We start from the raw sequence: 16611 nt of genomic DNA on the forward strand, positions 1-16611 counted from the left end.
TAAACAAAAAAGATTAAAATATTATTCCAAATACAATTTAGCAACATAATCAATAATATTTTCAATCAAACTTAATTTTAGTACTATTCAAACTTTATTAATTAAATATCTAAAATCATTTTAAATCAAAAACATTATGGGAGTTTAACTTATATGAATACTAAAAAATAATAAAAAATATTTAATTAAATGCATAATTTTATTAATTATAGCTTTTATTTGTCTTTTCCAAACTATCCTTATTAACACTTTAGAAGCACAACCTAACGAACAAAGACCCAACAACCAACATTATGCTTTTACTCAAAGTCCAGATTTAAAAAATAAACAAATTGAAAATAGAAATAAAAAACTAAGTTTACAACTTGATAAACTTATTGAACAATTACAAACATTTGTAACTGAATATGACGAATATGACGCATATTTATTTCATAATATAAAGGAATTAAAAAATGAAACTGTAAAAATAGTGAATTTACAACATTAAAAAAACATCCTAGACCAAGGCATACCACGATATAAACTACATTAACCCAAAATGCCCATGCAGAAAAAACAATTTTATGACAAGTATCGCAAACAAAGAAACACTCAACACCAATGACATAAACACTCTAAAAACAAAAATAAAGAATTGCTTTGATACTTTCAAACTTAATAGAAATAAAATTTATGAGACAATAAAAAACAAAGTTGAACCTTTTAAAAATATTTCTTCTATCAAAACCAAAATCGAAGATCTTGAATCTGATTTAACATCCAAAAAGGATCAAACCCAACCCAACAATTTCCAACCATCCCCAACTAATTTATGCGACCTTAATACAGATATCAACAATGAAATTGAAAAACTATCCCAAATACATAATAAATATTTTATTGCTAAAATACATAATATTTAATTAACCCCAGGTAACCAAAATCAAATCCAAGAACAAATTATTACTAAATTAAAAACATTAATCCCTCAAAATTCAAATACACAAAATGTAGAAACACAAGATACTATTAAAGATATATTTCAAATAAATACTCTACAAACACCTTCTTATAATTCTAATATTAACAATAAATATATTCTAGATACTAAAATTAAAGATGCAAATAACAATTTAGCAACTTTATTTATTGACGTCCAATACAAAGAAACAATTGAAATACCACAAGAAACATATACTTTAGAAAAATTATTACAAAATTGCACAACAGCTAAAAATATCTATATCTTTTGGAAATCTCCAAAACCACCAAAAGACATTACTCTTGATGATATAACAGATTTAAATATATCAGATTGTGAACAAAATGGAGATTACGAAGTGTGGGGTGGAGGTATAAAACCCAAAGGATCTTATAACAAATCTAATACTCGTGAAAATACTATAACTATAACTAGTGTAGGTAGTTGTGGTTATATTCATTTCCATACTAAAACTTTTTGGGCTGCTCAAAATTTACAAATTTTAAAATCTAAAGATGATTCTTTTAATGTTTTGTATTTCTATTTTTATTTAAAACAAGGATACATTCCCAATTTCACCCAAAAGCTAATAAAAAAAATAAAAATAACTCTTCCCCCATTAGAAACACAAAATGAAATAGCCACTTTTTTAAATAAAACCTTAAAACAAATAGAAGAAAAAACAAATTTACTCAATTCTTTAATGAAAGATTTATTAAATAAAACCGATGAACAAAAACAATATTTATTTAATAAATTATTATTTTAACTTACAAACCTTTTAATTAATACCTTTAACCCCCAGACTCTTTTTACAAAGGGTCTTTTTATTTGTCATTAAATAAATATAGCATAACAAAACAATAAAACAACAAAATAAACAAATTAACTTGAATATTTCTAATAATTCATGTTATAATAAAGTAAATTACTAAAAATTATATACTATTTATGCATAAAAACTTTTTACCAATTCTTCAATAAAAAAATCAAAATATGTAGAAAATAAGAGGCATTTTATAATAAAAATGTTATAATAAAGCTGTAAATGCAAACAATGGAGGCAAACATGTATCACATTCCAATAGGAATCTCAGGAAGACACACTCACCTATCACAAGAAACACTAGATATTTTATTCGGTCAAAAAAATTATCAACTCACTTTTTTCAAACCCCTCAAACAAACAGGACAATTTGCAGCACAAGAAAAAATTGATGTTATGAGTCCATCAGGAAAAATTCTTCCACAAGTTCGAATTTTAGGACCCACAAGACCTTTTGACCAAGTAGAAATTAGTCAAAGCGATGCTTTAAGACACGGATTTACAGCTCCTGTTAGATCTTCAGGCGATATTAAAGGTTCAGGCAAAGCCACTTTAATAGGTCTCAAAGGTCAAGTAGACATTGAAGAAGGTGTTATTATTGCCAACAGACATATTCATTTATCTACCCAAGATGCAAAAAATTTTGGCATTACTGACAAACAAATGGTAAGTATTGAAATTGAAGGCACTAAGCCTGGCATCTTAAAACAAGTTTTGTGCAGAGTACACCCCGATTTTAAACTTGAATGCCACTTAGATACCGATGACGGCAGTGCTTTTTTACTTAAAAATGGCGATACTGTTAAATTACTGAAATAAATCATTAAAAATAAAAAAATAAATTATTTTGTCAACTTAAATTCTTGCGTTATAAGGATCTTGCAACTCACCCCAAAGACCTTATAACCTATATTTATTTTCACCCCTTAGCAAAACTAACAATATAACTAACAATTATTTTATTTTTTTATTGAACGAAAGACATAAATTTCCTTTCATTTGTGTCTTTCGCTCAATAAAAACTCTTCTTAAAAACGCAAACAACAAGAAGGAGGTAAAACGGATAAGGATAAAAATTTCAAAAACCCAATAAACTTAATTAAAAATTATCCTCAATAAAATAAATGCAAACAACCAATCCATCTTTTAAAAAGTTTCTCAGATCTGAAGTTTTTCGTGACCCTATCTACGGTTATATTTATCTGGAATACGAATTGATTGAAAAATTAATTGATACTTCCGTTTTCCAAAGATTAAGACGTATAAAACAATTAAGCGGTGCTAACATCGTCTTTCATGGAGCAGAACATTCTCGTTTTACACACAGTTTAGGTGTTTATGAACTTGCAAGACAGTTTTTAAAAATCACAAATATTAAAAAACACTTTTCTGAAACCCAAAAATTAATTTTACTAGTATCTTCTTTGTTACATGATATTGGACACGGTGCTTATTCTCATTCTTTTGAAACCTTATTTGACGTAAACCACGAAACACAAAGTGCACGCATCATCAAACATAACAAAGAAATTGGAGCTTTATTAGACCAAATAAGCCCTGATTTCAAAAACGATGTAGCTAGTGTGATTGAAAAAACAAAGAAATTTCCCTTAATAGAACAAATTTTAACTAGTCAAATTGATATTGACAGACTAGATTATTTAGAACGAGATTCTTATTTTACAGGTGCCACTTATGGTCATATCGATTTAGAACGTTTAATGCGTAGCATGATAATTGAGCCTCATCCTAGCAAAAATAACGAAAAATGTATTGCCTTTAGACAAAGTGGTGTTTTTGCTATTGAAAATTATTTAATTAACCGCTATCATATGTTCTGGCAAGTTTATTATCATCCCAAAGTAAGAGCTTATAGCACTATTTTAGAAAAAATTTGTAAACGTTTATGTGATTTATTACAAAATAACTATCCTGTAGACCCATACATCCAACCTTTTTACAATTTTGTAAACAATCAAACTGACCTAGACAAATACTTAGCAATTGATGATTATTATATGAACGGTTTAATCCTACATCTTAAAAATAGTAAGGATATCATTTTAAAAAATTTATGTAATGATTTTCTCAATAGACGTATTTGGCACATTTTAGATGATAACGACCAAACCCAAGAACAAATTGCAAACATTAAGCAACAATATCACAGCCAAAACCACGATTATATTAAATATTATACTTCAAGTAATGCTGCTTTTCAAAATGCTTATTCCGAAAGTAAGCCTAAATTTGAAACCAAAATTTTAATTAAATCTAAGGGAGGACTCAAAAGTCTGAAAGAAGAATCCCCCATTATTAAAAGTTTAATCAAAAGTAGTCCTAAACAAGATAATAAATTTTTTTATCGCCCTTTATAAATCCAAAACTTCCCCTATAAACCCCTCCCAAACAACTTCCCCAATTCTCAACTAACAACAAATCCCAAAAGCCAACATCCATATCAATTTTATTTAAGGAAATCAAATGCATCATACAACCAAAAAAAAATACGGTCAAAATTTTTTAACAGATGTTAATTTATTAAACAAAATTGTAACTAAGGCTTCCATCACAGACAAAAATGTTTTAGAAATTGGACCTGGCAAAGGTGCTTTAACCAAAATTATTGTCCCTCAAGCTAAACATGTTTTAGCCTATGAAATTGATGCTACTCTCAAACCTTTTTTAAATTTTGAAAATCATAACAATGTTAATATCATTTATGATGATTTTTTAAAAAGAGATTTATTAAAAGATTTTGATTATTATTTTAGTCCTAACTCTCAATTAAGTTTAATTGGTAACTTACCTTATTATATTACCTCACCTATTCTTTTTAAAATTATTGACACTCCCCAAATTAATGATGCTACTATTATGATTCAAAAAGAAGTAGGAATGCGTTTACTGGCTCAACCCAATAACAAAAATTATAACGCTTTATCTGTAATTATTCAATTTCTATTTAGTATTGAAAAAATCCAAGAAGTTAAAAGATATATGTTTTTTCCTGCACCCAAAGTAGACAGTATTGTTATTAAACTTACTAAAAATAACAACATTTGCCCTACTTTCTTAAAACAATTTATCAAGTTTATAAAAGCTTCCTTTAAACAAAAAAGAAAAACTTTACTCAACAACTTATCTTGTCAATTTTTGTTATCCAAAGAAACCATTATTCCTTTTTTCTTACAACATCACATCCCTTTACAAATTAGAGCCGAACAGGTAACTTTAGAAACTTTTCAAAAATTAACTGTTAAATGGTTTATTTTTTTTAATATGTCATAAAATAATAAAACTTTTCATATTGAAAATAAATCACAAAGCTTATTAGGAAATGATTTTCCTTTTTTCCGATATTAAACATCAATATCAAAAAATTAAATATTAATCTTTTTTTAAATAAAAAAACCATTAAAATATTAACTGCATCCAATTATTATTTATATTTTATTTGTAATTTTTAATTTGTATCATTACACAAACCATAAATAATTAATAATAAATAACGAATAATAATTTAGCATTTAATATAAAATGAAGCAAAACTGGAGGCTTAAGAAATGAAAGTTACCGATGTAAAAATTAGAAAAATCAACGGTGAAAGTAGATTAAGAGGAGTTTCTTCAATCACTTTTGAAAACCAATTTGTAGTTAATGACATCAGAATTATAGAAGGAGAAAGAGGTATATTTATTGCTATGCCAAGTAGAAAAACTTCCAAAGGCAACTTTAGAGATATCGCTCATCCCATCAATTCAGAAACCCGTCAACTAATTGAAAATTGCATCAAAAACAAATACCAAGATTTGCTAGATAACCCTCCACAAGAAGAAGATTTTTCTCAAAATTCTGAAAATTAATAATTATTAACTTTAAAAAATTCCAGATTTTTTTGGAATTTTTTTTACATGTTTTGAATTCAAAACGCCATTTTATTAAAAAATTTTGCAAATGCGAAACTAAAAACCCAAAACTAACAAACAACTCATCCATTAACACTTTTTCCAAACACACTTTACATTACTAAAATATTTACAATTATATTTATCCAAAAAAATTAAGCAAAGAGGTACAAAAATTTGTATTGTTGCAGCAATTCTTCATCCATCCACAATCACGAACACAACGATAAAAAACCATTAATTTGTTTTGTTATAGGAACATTTTTATATAGTTTATTTGCTCTATATTTGCATTCTCATAATTGCACAAACACACTAGTATTAGTTCTTGTTTCTTTGGCACTTTTATTTTTAATCGGCTATCATGTTATTTTAGAAGGCTTTATAGAAACTTGGCAAGATACTTGCAAATTTAAAAAATTCACTCCCAATATTCATATTTTAATGACTTTAGCGGCTCTGGGAGCTTTATATTTAAAAAACTACAACGACGGTATTTTATTAATTGTCATATTTTCAGGAGCTTCTTTTTTAGAAGAATACGTTGAGACAAAAAGTCAAAAAGAAATCAAAAATCTCTTAAAGCTTCAAGTAGCAGAAGCAAGATTACAAAAAGAAGACGGCAGTACTGAAATTATTCCTTCCAAACTACTCAAAATCAATGATTTAGTCTTAATTTTACCAGGCGACCAAATCCCTACTGACGGCGTCATTGTTTCGGGCAATCCCAACATTAACGAAGCTAACATTACAGGCGAAGGCATTCCTTGTGACAAACAACCAGGCGATTTTGTCTACGGCAGCACCATTAACGGCAGCAACCATTTTGTTATGCGTGTCACAGCTACTAACGAACAGACTGTTTTTACTCAAATTGTAAGATTAGTAAGCCAAACCCAAAACAATATTTCCAAAACTGCTACTTTAATTAAAAAAATAGAACCAATTTATGTAAAAACCATTATGGCAACAGTTGTTGTTGTCCTTGGTCTTGCAGGAATACTACATTTTACTGGACCAAGTAATCCCAATTTCGAATTTAGCACTTGGCTACACAAAACAATGATTTTTTTAACTGTATCATCTCCATGTGCCCTAGCTGCAGCTGACATTCCTTCCACTCTTGCAGCTATTTCTAACCTCACTAAAAAAGGGATTTTATTCAAAAACGGCAGATCTTTGGAAAAAATGGCAGATATCAAAGCTTTTGCATGCGACAAAACAGGCACCCTTACCGAAGGCAAACCTCAAGTAACTGATGTTTATGTAGCCCCCGAAATCTCTGAAGAAAAATATCACAAATATTTAGATATATTATTAGGGATGGAACAAAAATCCAACCATCCTTTAGCACTAGCTATTAAAAATCATTTCCACCACAAATCTCACCTCCAAATTGAAATTACTAGCTCAGTTGGCATCGGCCTTGAAACTTTTTATCAAAACAATCATTATAAAATTGCCAAAGCTACTGCTTTTACCCAAACTCCAATCTGTGGATCTTTACAAGCCCAAACGCAAAAATTTTTATCCGAAGGCAAAACCATCGTTTATTTTAGTTGTAATAATAACATTGTTATGGTTTTAGCTCTTTTGGATAAATTACGTCCTCAAGCTTATCATTTAATGCAATACTTCAACCATAAAAACATCTATACTGCAGTAATTACAGGAGATACGCAACAAATCGCTTACATCTTACAAAAAAAACTTCATCTCAAAGCAGCTTGGGGAGATATTCTACCTGCCTATAAACTAGAAAAAGTTCAAGAACTACAAAAAGAAAAAGGCACTACAGTAATGGTAGGTGATGGTGTCAATGATGCTCCTGCCCTTACAGCTGCTGATGTAGGAATTGCGATGCAAAACGGTACTGATGTGGCAATGGATGTAGCAGATGCAGTTTTAATGCAAAATGATTTATCAAAAATTATCTATATTCACCAAGTAGCTGTCAAACTACGCAAAATCATTTGGCAAAATATTATTTTTGCTATGGTAGTAGTTTGTATATTGAATCTTTGTAATCTTTTTGGAGAAATGAATTTACCTTGGGCAGTCACTTGCCATGAAGGAAGCACACTTTTAGTTATTTTCAATGGATTAAGACTTTTACAAAGTCCCAAAAACCCCAAACTAAAAGACAAAAAGAAAAACACAAAATCTTTTAATAAATAATTTACTTTATTAACCTCATTATAAAAGACAGCACAAAGACAAAAAAAACCACCCTAAAAGGGTGGTTTTTTATTTACATATTAAGATTCAAAACATAATTTAAAAGAGTGTTAAATTTGGAAGTATTTTATTTGAGTATAATAAAATCTATTATTATTAAATAATTATCAATATAAAAGTTATTACAATATATAAAATATTTAATCTTGTTCAAATGTTTTATCACGTTTTAATTTAAGATAAAAAGTTGCAAAAATTAATAATGTAATGATAAAACAAATAAAATTACTAAGAAAAATACTCAAACCTACTCCCATTACACCTTGATTTAAAAAGTGTTTGGAAAAAAGAACAATAAAAAAGATACGAATTAAAGTTCTTAAAAAATTCAGATAAACCGAAGGTCCTACGCGTTTAAAAGCTAATAAAAAATTAAACATAATAATAGAACCACACGATAACCATAAGCTAGTAGTTTCAAAAAATAATAATGTACGGAAAGCATCTTGTTCCAAACTAGGAATCTTTTCCCAAGGACTATCATGAAATAATGGCAAAATTAACTTATAACCAAAAATATTAATCAAAGAACCTATTAAAGCCAAAACACACATACAAAAAATAATTTTTTTGAATGCTTCAAAGACTCTATTAAGATTGTTATGACCTAAATTTTGAGATATAATAGCATTTTGGGAATCAGAAAAAGAGTTAAGTGCATTATAAAAGACATTATTAATAGTTACTGCTAAGGCTAAATTAGCTCCAATTTGGGAACTACTAATTCCTTGAGGATCACCGTACCATTCTTTAACAATGATACTTACAATTAATTTGCCAACACTATAAATACTAATACTAGCACAAACAGGAATAGCTAATTTAGAAAGTTTTTTCAAAAATTCTTTATCAAAACTGATTTTGGATAAAATAATACGGAAGGGATTTTTGCTGTCAAAAAATAAAAACCACAAAGCAAATAAAGTAACAATTCCGTTAGAAATCAAAGTAGCCAAAGCCAAAGAAACCATGGAAGAATTCCAATAATGAAAAAGAGCAAAAGAAAAAATAATTTTAGCAGAAGCGTTTAAAATATTTAAAAAAAGAGCAATTTTGTTATTACCTTTGGCACGCTCCAAACTTAAAAAAACTGTATTTATAATGATACAAACAAGCGACAATATAATAAGATTATAATATTTAATACCTTCATTGTTTTCAATTGCATTTTGACTAATTTTTAAAATATTAGTTGCAATGAAACTTTTAAAAACAAAAATGCATAAAAAGACCAAAATAAAGCCAGTTAAAATGGAAAGAACAAACGTTTTTGCCAAATAAAGGTGCATTTTATTAATATTATTTTGTCCATAAGCACGCCCTACTAAAATAACTCCTCCTGTGGCAATAGAAATACCAAAAGGAACAAGAATACCTTTAAATATATGTACGCGACTTACAAAGGTAAGTTGATTATCTGAAATTTGATTTCTTTTTAAAATAAAAAGATCAATAGCATCTGATGCATTTTGAAAAATCCAATAAATAATGATAGGAAAGGTAAAATAAAAAATTACTTTCCATAAGTTTCCTTCTAATAAAAATTTTCTATTTCTTTTTTCATTAATTAAAATTTGTGTTGTTGCTTTTGTTTTAACCACAAAAAACCTCCATCTAATGTTTTGGTTGGGTCAAACAACTTGAAAATATGTGTAAATAAAAGCTATAACACATATTATATTTTATCAAAATTAGAGGGGTTTTGGGAGGCAAAAGGTGATATTTAGAGGAGGCGCGCTAACTATTTCATTTATTTAGATAACTAACCATTTTTGACAGCTACCCTCATTTTAGCAGAAATACTACGAGAATTATTTTGCATTTCTTCCTCACTTGGCAAAAAAGCTTTTTTAGTAATAATACTTAAAGGAGTTTGGGGCATAATTGTAATAGGCAATTTTTTAGGCAAAACAAAAGTACTATGTTTTTTTAAAAAATGTTTAACAATGCGGTCTTCTAACGAATGAAAACTAATAACTACTATCCTGGCATTGGGTTTTAACAAATCAAGACTTTGTTCCAAGGCTTGTTTTAAAGATTCTAATTCTTGGTTAACTTCGATACGCAATGCTTGAAATATTTTTTTAGCACTATGTCCTTTTTGGCGATTGCAAAATCGATCAGTGATGGCAACCAAATCATAAGATGTGCACAAAGGTCTTTGTTTAATAATTTCTGAGGCAACCAAAGCAGCATTTTTAACTTCACCATAAATCTTAAAAATATTTTTTAATTGTGCAAAGGAGTAATTATTTAAAATATATTGTGCAGTAATTGTTTGATTAACATTCATTCTCATATCTAAAGGAGTGTTGTGCAAATAACTAAATCCTCTTTGGGGATTGTCAATTTGAAAAGAAGATAGCCCTAAATCAAATAAAATACCATCTAATTGAAAAACATTTCGTTGTGCTAATTGGGTTTTTAAATGCGAAAAGTTGCTATGAATTATTTCAATTGGCAAATGTGGGGGCAAGATTTTTTTAGCGTTTGTGCAAGCTTCTACATCTTGGTCAAAAGAATATAAAAATCCTTGTTGCAAAAGATTTACAATTTCTATAGTATGCCCACATTGTCCTAAAGTGGCATCTACATAAATACCTTCGGGCTTTATCTTTAAAAAATCTATGGCTTCTTGTTTGAGAACTGAAATGTGGTTAAAATGTGTTTTATTCATGGATTTTACCTCGCTTGCAAAGTTAAAAAATGTGATTAAAAATAATAAATGGTGGAAAAATAAAAGGAAGGTAAGAGATGAATTGCAATTATAAAAAAATAGTTAAATTACACAATATTATTTGTAATTTAACTTATTTTATCAATTGTGAAATGGTACCTAAATATTAATTACTTAAAGACAAATTTAACTTTATCATTAATAATTTCTTCCAAAGCTTTACCAACTACTTTATTACACACAAGTTCAGGCAATTCTTTTTTTTGAGCTTCTATCACATGAGCAGTTTTGCTTGCAATATGAACTAATTTGTATTTGGAATTAATTTGATCCAACAATTTATCAATCGAAGGATAGATCAAACCTTCCTTATTGTATTTTTTTTTATTTGGTTTACTATTGTTCTGCATAACCATTATCCTCCAATATTTTTAAATAATTACGAATACTGCGTTTCGTTTTGGCATGTTCTGCTCTAATAATTGCAATAATACGGTCAGCAGCATTAGACACTTCATCATTTACTACAATATAATCGTATTTGTGAACTAAGTGAAACTCGTTATTGGCTTTGGCAATTCGTTTTGCAATATTTGCTTCTTGTTCAGTGCCGCGTTTTTTTAAACGATCGTAGAGAGCTTTTTTTTCAGGCGGAACCAAAAAAATAAAAACTGTGTTTGGCATACGCTTTTTTCTTAAATGAGTGGCTCCTTCAACTTCAATTTCTAAAAACACTTCTTTTCCTTGTTTTAAAAAATCTTGAATTTGCTTTTTAGGAGTTCCATAATAATGATCAATAAATTTAGCCCATTCTAAAAAACAATTATTTTCAATCCCTTTTTCAAATTCTTCTTTAGTTAGAAAATGGTAATCTTTACCATCTTGTTCACCTGGTCGCGGTTTTCTGGTAGTAGCAGAAACAGAATACACAAAATTATGATTAGTCATTTCAAACAAAGCTTTTCTCACAGTGGCTTTGCCAACTCCTGAAGGTCCTGAAAGAACTATTAAAAGTCCTTTTTTATTTAATTTCATGTTAACTTACCTTTTTTATTAAATTTTGTGAAAGTGCTTAATAATATTAGTTGTGCTTAAATAATTTTAAAAATTGAAGATTAAAATTAAAAGTGGTTTTGATTAAAATACACAATTGCCACCAAAAATTAATATTGATGTTAATATTGATTAATTAACAATAATATTTAATAATTTATTGGGAATATAAATCATATTTTGAATGTTTTTATGGCATACAAACTTATTAACTTTTGCATCTTGCAAAGCTAGAGTTTTAATTTGTTCTGAAGACAAATCACAAGGAAGTTCCAAAACAGCTCTTAATTTACTATTTACTTGCAAAATAATTTTTACTTGCAGTTGTTCTAAATGAGTTTTATCATACAAAGGCCAAGTTAAAGCAACTAGTTGGTTGTTATTTTTCAAAATAGTTTGATTAATTTCTTCTGTCAAGTGAGGAGCAATCGGATTTAATAGTTGCAAAAAGGTCTGTGCTTGTTTTTTGCCTATTTTTTGATGTTTATAAACTTGATTGACAAAAATCATTAATTGACTAATAACTTTATTGAATTTCAATTTTTCATAATCTTGGGTTGTTTTAAAAATGGTTTGATGATAAATAGCGTTTAGAGAAGTTTCAAAATCATTTGGCATTGCAAAAGAAAACATTTGATAAACTCTATTTAAAAAACGTTGTATTCCTTTGAAACCTTTTTCACACCAACTTTTAATATCTTCTAACGGACCCATAAACATGATATAAATTCGCAGTACATCAGCGCCGTAGCGTGCAAGCATTAAAGAAGAACTTACGCCGTTGCCTTTGGATTTAGACATTTTAGTGTGATCATTTCCCAAAATAATACCTTGATTAACTAATTTTTGAAAAGGTTCTTTGGTAGAAACTAAACCCAGATCGTATAAAAACTTATGCCAAAAACGTGCATAAAGTAAATGACCAACAGCGTGTTCTGTTCCTCCAATGTATAAGTCTACTGGCAAATAATAGTCAAGTAGTTCTTTTGCTTTGGTGGTATTTAATGGGATTAGACCCAAATAATTTTTCAAAATATAGCCAATATAGTACCAAGAACTACCTGCAAGTTGTGGCATAGTATTAGAATCTCTGCGATATTTTTTGCCATCTTTTTCAAAATAAAGCCAAAAATGGGCTTTGGAGAGAGGTGATTCGCCTGTGCCTGATGGTTTGATTTGTTCCAAAAAAGGAAGTTCTATGGGCAAGTTTTCGTCGCTATCAGTATAAATTTTATTGTTGGTGTCATCATAATAAATGGGGAAGGGTTCTGCCCAATATCGTTGGCGCGAAAAGACCCAATCACGCAATTTATAAGTATAATGAGAGTAACCGTGATTATTTTTTTCTAAAAATTGCAACATTTTAGTTTTGGCTTGTTCGTTATTAAGACCATTTAAAAAATCACTATTGATGTGGATGCCTTCTCCCGTATAAGCTTCAGTTAAGGGAGGGTTGGGTTGGTTGGCGGTAGGATTTTCCAAATCAGAAGACGGGGGAGTTATAACTTGAATCATTTTTAGACCATGTTTTTGAGCAAACTCAAAATCTCTTTGATCATGAAAAGGAACAGACATTAAAGCACCTGTGCCATAATGAGGAAGGACATAATCAGCAATCCAGATAGGAATTTTGGTGTTATTGCAAGGATTAATTGCAAAACTACCCGTAAAAACACCTGTTTTGTCTTTATTGATGTCTCTTTCTAAGTCTTTTTTTTGTTTGGTTAATTCCAAATAATTGTTAACTGCTTGTTGGTATTCGGGTTTGGTGAGTTGTAAGGCTAATTCGTGTTCGGGCGCTATTACTAAAAAAGTTACACCAAAAAGAGTATCAGGGCGAGTGGTGAAAGTTTTTAAAGTTATTTTTTGGTCAGAAACTGGAAAAGAGACGATTGCACCTTGATTTTTGCCAATCCAATTAGCTTGCATTTCTTTCACATTTAAAGGCCAATTAACTAAATTAAGGTCGTCTAAAAGTCTGTCTGCATATTGAGTTATTTTTAAAACCCATTGTTTCATCTTTTTTTTAACAACTGGATGATTGCCTCTTTCAGAAAACATCCCTTTTTCATTAGAAATTACTTCTTCATTAGCAAGCACTGTTCCTAAATTAGGGCAAAAATTTACTTCTGTATTTTTGAGAACTGCTAGTCCTTTTTCGTAAAGTTTTTTAAAAATCCATTGAGTCCAGGCATAAAAATAAGGATCTGAGGTGGCAAGTTCTCTATCCCAATCAACACTTTTACCAATACTTTGAATTTGTTTTTTAAAATTATTGATGTTTTCATAAGTAAAAGTACGGGGAGTTTTGCCTGTTTGCAAAGCATATTGTTCGGCAGGCAGCCCAAATGAATCCCAACCAAAAGGATGCAAAACATTAAAACCTTGCATGCGTTTGAACCTACTCATAATATCGCTTGCAGTATAACCTTCAATATGGCCTACATGAAGCCCTTCAGAAGAAGGATAAGGAAACATATCAAGACAATAAAATTTCTTTTGTGAAAAGTTATCTTGAGTTTTGAACACCTTATTTTGTTGCCAATAAAGTTGCCATTTATGTTCTATTTGTTTAAAATCATAAATTAATTTTGTCATACTCGAAAGCCTTCTATATTTGTTTTAACTTTTATAATGTGTTATAATGTGGTAATAAATTTAAATTAATTGTGAAAATGATTGAAAAAGAAAATGAGTTAGTTTAAGGGGTGTTTTTGGTTATGTAAAAAACGATATCTTGAACGGTTTTAAAATTTTGTAAAGTTGCATCACTAATGTTGATTTGAAATGTTTTTTCTACTTCCATAACTAGTTCTAAAGCGTCTAGCGAATCAAGTCCTAAATCTTCTTTAAAACGAGTGTCTAAAGTAATTGTAGAAGCGTCTAAAGATAATTGGGTGGCAATTAAAGCTTTAATTTTTTCAAAAACCATTTTTTATTTCTCCTTCAAAAAAGCAATAATTGCTTAATAATATTATACTAAAAAAAATCTTTTTTTAATTGTTGCATTTGCCAAAATAAAAACAAAAGTAAATTATTTGCTTGTGGTTTGGTGTGTAAATTTGCAAAATAAGGTGGTCTGAAATGAAGTTATTTTGATTATAAGTTATAAAAAGGTGCCTATTTACAAGAAACAAACTAAAATATTTTATTCAAATAATTTAGTTTGCCAATGAGAAATTATTTAATTTTGGAAGTGTTTTTATTGAAATAAAATTTCGTTAACTTTTTTTTCGTCTAATTGATTTACTAACAAAGTTAAAAGTTTAACAGTGTTTATGATGTCTTGTTTGTGAACTACAGAAGTGTGGGAATGAATGTAGCGTACAGGAACGCCAAAAGATAAGGAAGCGGCTCCTTCGCGCACTAAATGCATAGTTGCAGCATCAGTTCTACCACCACTGCCACTTATTTCTTGAACAGGGATATTGTTTTGGGCAGCGATTTTAAGGACAAAATTACGCAATCCTTTGTGAGCGACTAAGCCCCCATCATAAACTAAAACTTGAGGACCTTTTCCTAGAGTGTGCCCTTCTTTTTCGCCCCCTGGAACATCATTTCCAATACCAGTATCAACAGCAATAGCAATTTGAGGGTGTACTTTGTGAGCACTGGTTTGAGCTCCGCGTAGTCCTACTTCTTCTTGGGTAGTAAAAACACCAAAAAATTGATTGGTAGTAGGATTGACATTTTGTAAAACTTGCATCACAATTGCAACTCCCACGCGATTATCTAAGGCTTTTGCAAGGAGATAATCAGAATTACCAAGCGTGCTGAATTCTATATAAGGAGTTACCATATCACCAACGCGAACTCCTAATTTTAAGGTTTCTTCTTTGTTGGAAACTCCAATATCTAAATACATAGAAGAAGTGTTGATAACTTGATTGCGCTCTTGAAAAGACATTACATGCGGAGGTTTGCAACCAGTAACTGCTTTAAGAACACCTTTATCGGTGTGAATTTGCCAAACTTGAGCAAGCATCACTTGATAAAACCAACCACCAAGAGTTTGGAATTTGATAAAACCTTCTGGAGTAATTTGCTTAACTATTAAGCCTATTTCATCCAAATGTCCTGCAAACATAATGCGAGGTCCTGTTTTTCCTTTACAAGCAATCACAGAGCCTAAATTATCATATTCGATGGAGTCTACTTGGTTTTTGATTTTGTCAACTACATAATTAGCAACTGCTTTTTCTTGACCTGGAATACCATTTAACATTGTTAAATCTTTTAATAAAGAAACTAAATCACTCATTTTCATTATCCTTTTTGGGTGCGTGTAAACTAGCGGTTTGGAATTGTTTAATTCCTTTAAATGTAAGATAAATACTGTGCATTAAAGATAAAACAGCAAATGATTTTAAAATGATATCTTTTAAGTTTTCAAATAAATTGCTACCTAATCCGAAACAACCAAATCCAAACATTAAAAGATATAAAATGAAAAATGAAAAGTTTTGTTTCTTGAAATAATTAATATTTAAATTGATGAAGCTGTGAAGAACAAACATCAATGATAAACAATAGTTAAAAGTTAAAAGTTTGCCAACTAAAGGGTTTTTGGTTTTGAAATCATCAATATTTAACAAGCCTAATCCTGGTAACAAAAAGGCAGTAACAATGACAAAAACAAAGACAAAAGCTTCTAGGGCAAAGACAAAACGAAGCTTGGATAAAGTTTCTTTGTATTTTTTAAAAACTACTAAATAAGTAAATAGCGATAAAAGGACACCTAAGAAAAATAATCCTAGTTGGAATTTCAGACTTCCAAGTTGGAAAGTTTGGTCAAAAAAACAACATCCAGCTACCAAAAAGAAAAAAATTGCCAATAATAAAGAGTAAAATCCTTGTAAACGTTTTTGTTTCATTTGATTCATTATATTATATATTATATAACTCCTATTTTATTTTTTCTAATTATTGTAAAATGAAAAATTAA

15 protein-coding genes are annotated in these 16611 nt (G+C 29.2%); 7 read left to right on the top strand and 8 right to left on the bottom strand.

Going from position 1 to position 16611, the window contains the following annotated elements; translation table 11 throughout:
• Positions 1–566 precede the first annotated feature (566 nt).
• The 7 genes from MBSPM3_RS02705 (at position 567) to MBSPM3_RS02735 (ending at position 7876) form a co-directional block, all read left to right on the top strand.
• Positions 567–905, top strand: a complete 339-nt coding sequence (locus tag MBSPM3_RS02705) for a hypothetical protein (protein WP_069028406.1) — start codon at positions 567–569, stop codon at positions 903–905.
• A gap of 417 nt (positions 906–1322) precedes the next feature.
• Positions 1323–1733, top strand: coding sequence for a restriction endonuclease subunit S (locus MBSPM3_RS03065; RefSeq protein ID WP_069028407.1), 411 nt, complete (start codon positions 1323–1325; stop codon positions 1731–1733).
• Positions 1734–2012: 279 nt separating this feature from the next.
• Positions 2013–2609 carry a phosphate propanoyltransferase gene (locus MBSPM3_RS02715; RefSeq protein ID WP_232308835.1) on the top strand — a complete coding sequence of 199 codons (597 nt, stop codon included), beginning with the start codon at positions 2013–2015 and terminating at the stop codon, positions 2607–2609.
• A gap of 305 nt (positions 2610–2914) precedes the next feature.
• Positions 2915–4168 (top strand): HD domain-containing protein, encoded by a 1254-nt coding sequence (locus MBSPM3_RS02720; RefSeq protein ID WP_069028409.1) that lies wholly within the window; start codon positions 2915–2917, stop codon positions 4166–4168.
• A 106-nt stretch (positions 4169–4274) separates the two neighbouring features.
• Complete coding sequence (gene rsmA / locus MBSPM3_RS02725) at positions 4275–5081, top strand: 16S rRNA (adenine(1518)-N(6)/adenine(1519)-N(6))-dimethyltransferase RsmA (protein ID WP_069028410.1); 807 nt, start codon at positions 4275–4277, stop codon at positions 5079–5081.
• Between the two features lie 275 nt (positions 5082–5356).
• Positions 5357–5656, top strand: a complete 300-nt coding sequence (gene spoVG / locus MBSPM3_RS02730) for a septation regulator SpoVG (protein WP_034172172.1) — start codon at positions 5357–5359, stop codon at positions 5654–5656.
• A 219-nt stretch (positions 5657–5875) separates the two neighbouring features.
• Positions 5876–7876 (top strand): heavy metal translocating P-type ATPase, encoded by a 2001-nt coding sequence (locus MBSPM3_RS02735; RefSeq protein ID WP_069028411.1) that lies wholly within the window; start codon positions 5876–5878, stop codon positions 7874–7876.
• A 200-nt stretch (positions 7877–8076) separates the two neighbouring features.
• Here MBSPM3_RS02735 and MBSPM3_RS02740 read toward each other — a convergent pair whose 3' ends face one another.
• The 8 genes from MBSPM3_RS02740 to MBSPM3_RS02775 all read right to left on the bottom strand — a co-directional run bounded on the left by MBSPM3_RS02740 (position 8077) and on the right by MBSPM3_RS02775 (position 16549).
• Positions 8077–9537 (bottom strand): MATE family efflux transporter, encoded by a 1461-nt coding sequence (locus MBSPM3_RS02740; RefSeq protein ID WP_069028412.1) that lies wholly within the window; start codon positions 9535–9537, stop codon positions 8077–8079.
• Between the two features lie 161 nt (positions 9538–9698).
• Positions 9699–10613: a 16S rRNA (cytosine(1402)-N(4))-methyltransferase RsmH gene (gene rsmH / locus MBSPM3_RS02745; protein ID WP_069028413.1), complete on the bottom strand. Its 915-nt coding sequence runs from the start codon at positions 10611–10613 to the stop codon at positions 9699–9701.
• 170 nt (positions 10614–10783) lie between these two features.
• Positions 10784–11029 (bottom strand): DNA-directed RNA polymerase subunit omega, encoded by a 246-nt coding sequence (locus MBSPM3_RS02750; RefSeq protein ID WP_042067559.1) that lies wholly within the window; start codon positions 11027–11029, stop codon positions 10784–10786.
• Positions 11010–11648: a guanylate kinase gene (gmk, locus tag MBSPM3_RS02755; RefSeq protein WP_069028414.1), complete on the bottom strand. Its 639-nt coding sequence runs from the start codon at positions 11646–11648 to the stop codon at positions 11010–11012. Before gmk ends, MBSPM3_RS02750 begins: the two co-directional genes overlap by 20 nt.
• A 150-nt stretch (positions 11649–11798) precedes the next feature.
• On the bottom strand, positions 11799–14264 hold the full coding sequence (leuS, locus tag MBSPM3_RS02760; RefSeq protein WP_069028415.1) for a leucine--tRNA ligase: 2466 nt from the start codon (positions 14262–14264) through the stop codon (positions 11799–11801).
• 103 nt (positions 14265–14367) lie between these two features.
• Positions 14368–14598: an acyl carrier protein gene (gene acpP / locus MBSPM3_RS02765; protein WP_011161081.1), complete on the bottom strand. Its 231-nt coding sequence runs from the start codon at positions 14596–14598 to the stop codon at positions 14368–14370.
• 270 nt (positions 14599–14868) lie between these two features.
• Positions 14869–15927 (bottom strand): M42 family metallopeptidase, encoded by a 1059-nt coding sequence (locus MBSPM3_RS02770; protein WP_069028416.1) that lies wholly within the window; start codon positions 15925–15927, stop codon positions 14869–14871.
• Positions 15920–16549 (bottom strand): hypothetical protein, encoded by a 630-nt coding sequence (locus MBSPM3_RS02775; RefSeq protein ID WP_069028417.1) that lies wholly within the window; start codon positions 16547–16549, stop codon positions 15920–15922. The genes MBSPM3_RS02770 and MBSPM3_RS02775 overlap by 8 nt, the downstream gene beginning before the upstream one ends.
• Positions 16550–16611: the final 62 nt, after the last annotated feature.

It is taken from the genome of Candidatus Phytoplasma zeae, from assembly GCF_001712875.1.
In the GTDB taxonomy this organism is placed as follows: Bacteria; Bacillota_I; Bacilli_A; order Acholeplasmatales; family Acholeplasmataceae; genus Phytoplasma; species Phytoplasma asteris.

Bases quoted from the DNA above. Each gene is read 5' to 3' on its own strand.
- rsmA (WP_069028410.1), top strand. From the start codon at position 4,275: ATGCATCATACAACCAAAAAAAAATACGGTCAAAATTTTTTAACAGAT.
- MBSPM3_RS02750 (WP_042067559.1), bottom strand. From the start codon at position 11,029: ATGGTTATGCAGAACAATAGTAAACCAAATAAAAAAAAATACAATAAG.
- spoVG (WP_034172172.1), top strand. From the start codon at position 5,357: ATGAAAGTTACCGATGTAAAAATTAGAAAAATCAACGGTGAAAGTAGA.
- MBSPM3_RS02705 (WP_069028406.1), top strand. From the start codon at position 567: ATGACAAGTATCGCAAACAAAGAAACACTCAACACCAATGACATAAAC.
- gmk (WP_069028414.1), bottom strand. From the start codon at position 11,648: ATGAAATTAAATAAAAAAGGACTTTTAATAGTTCTTTCAGGACCTTCA.
- rsmH (WP_069028413.1), bottom strand. From the start codon at position 10,613: ATGAATAAAACACATTTTAACCACATTTCAGTTCTCAAACAAGAAGCC.
- MBSPM3_RS02770 (WP_069028416.1), bottom strand. From the start codon at position 15,927: ATGAGTGATTTAGTTTCTTTATTAAAAGATTTAACAATGTTAAATGGT.
- leuS (WP_069028415.1), bottom strand. From the start codon at position 14,264: ATGACAAAATTAATTTATGATTTTAAACAAATAGAACATAAATGGCAA.
- MBSPM3_RS02720 (WP_069028409.1), top strand. From the start codon at position 2,915: ATGCAAACAACCAATCCATCTTTTAAAAAGTTTCTCAGATCTGAAGTT.
- acpP (WP_011161081.1), bottom strand. From the start codon at position 14,598: ATGGTTTTTGAAAAAATTAAAGCTTTAATTGCCACCCAATTATCTTTA.
- MBSPM3_RS02715 (WP_232308835.1), top strand. From the start codon at position 2,013: ATGCAAACAATGGAGGCAAACATGTATCACATTCCAATAGGAATCTCA.
- MBSPM3_RS02775 (WP_069028417.1), bottom strand. From the start codon at position 16,549: ATGAATCAAATGAAACAAAAACGTTTACAAGGATTTTACTCTTTATTA.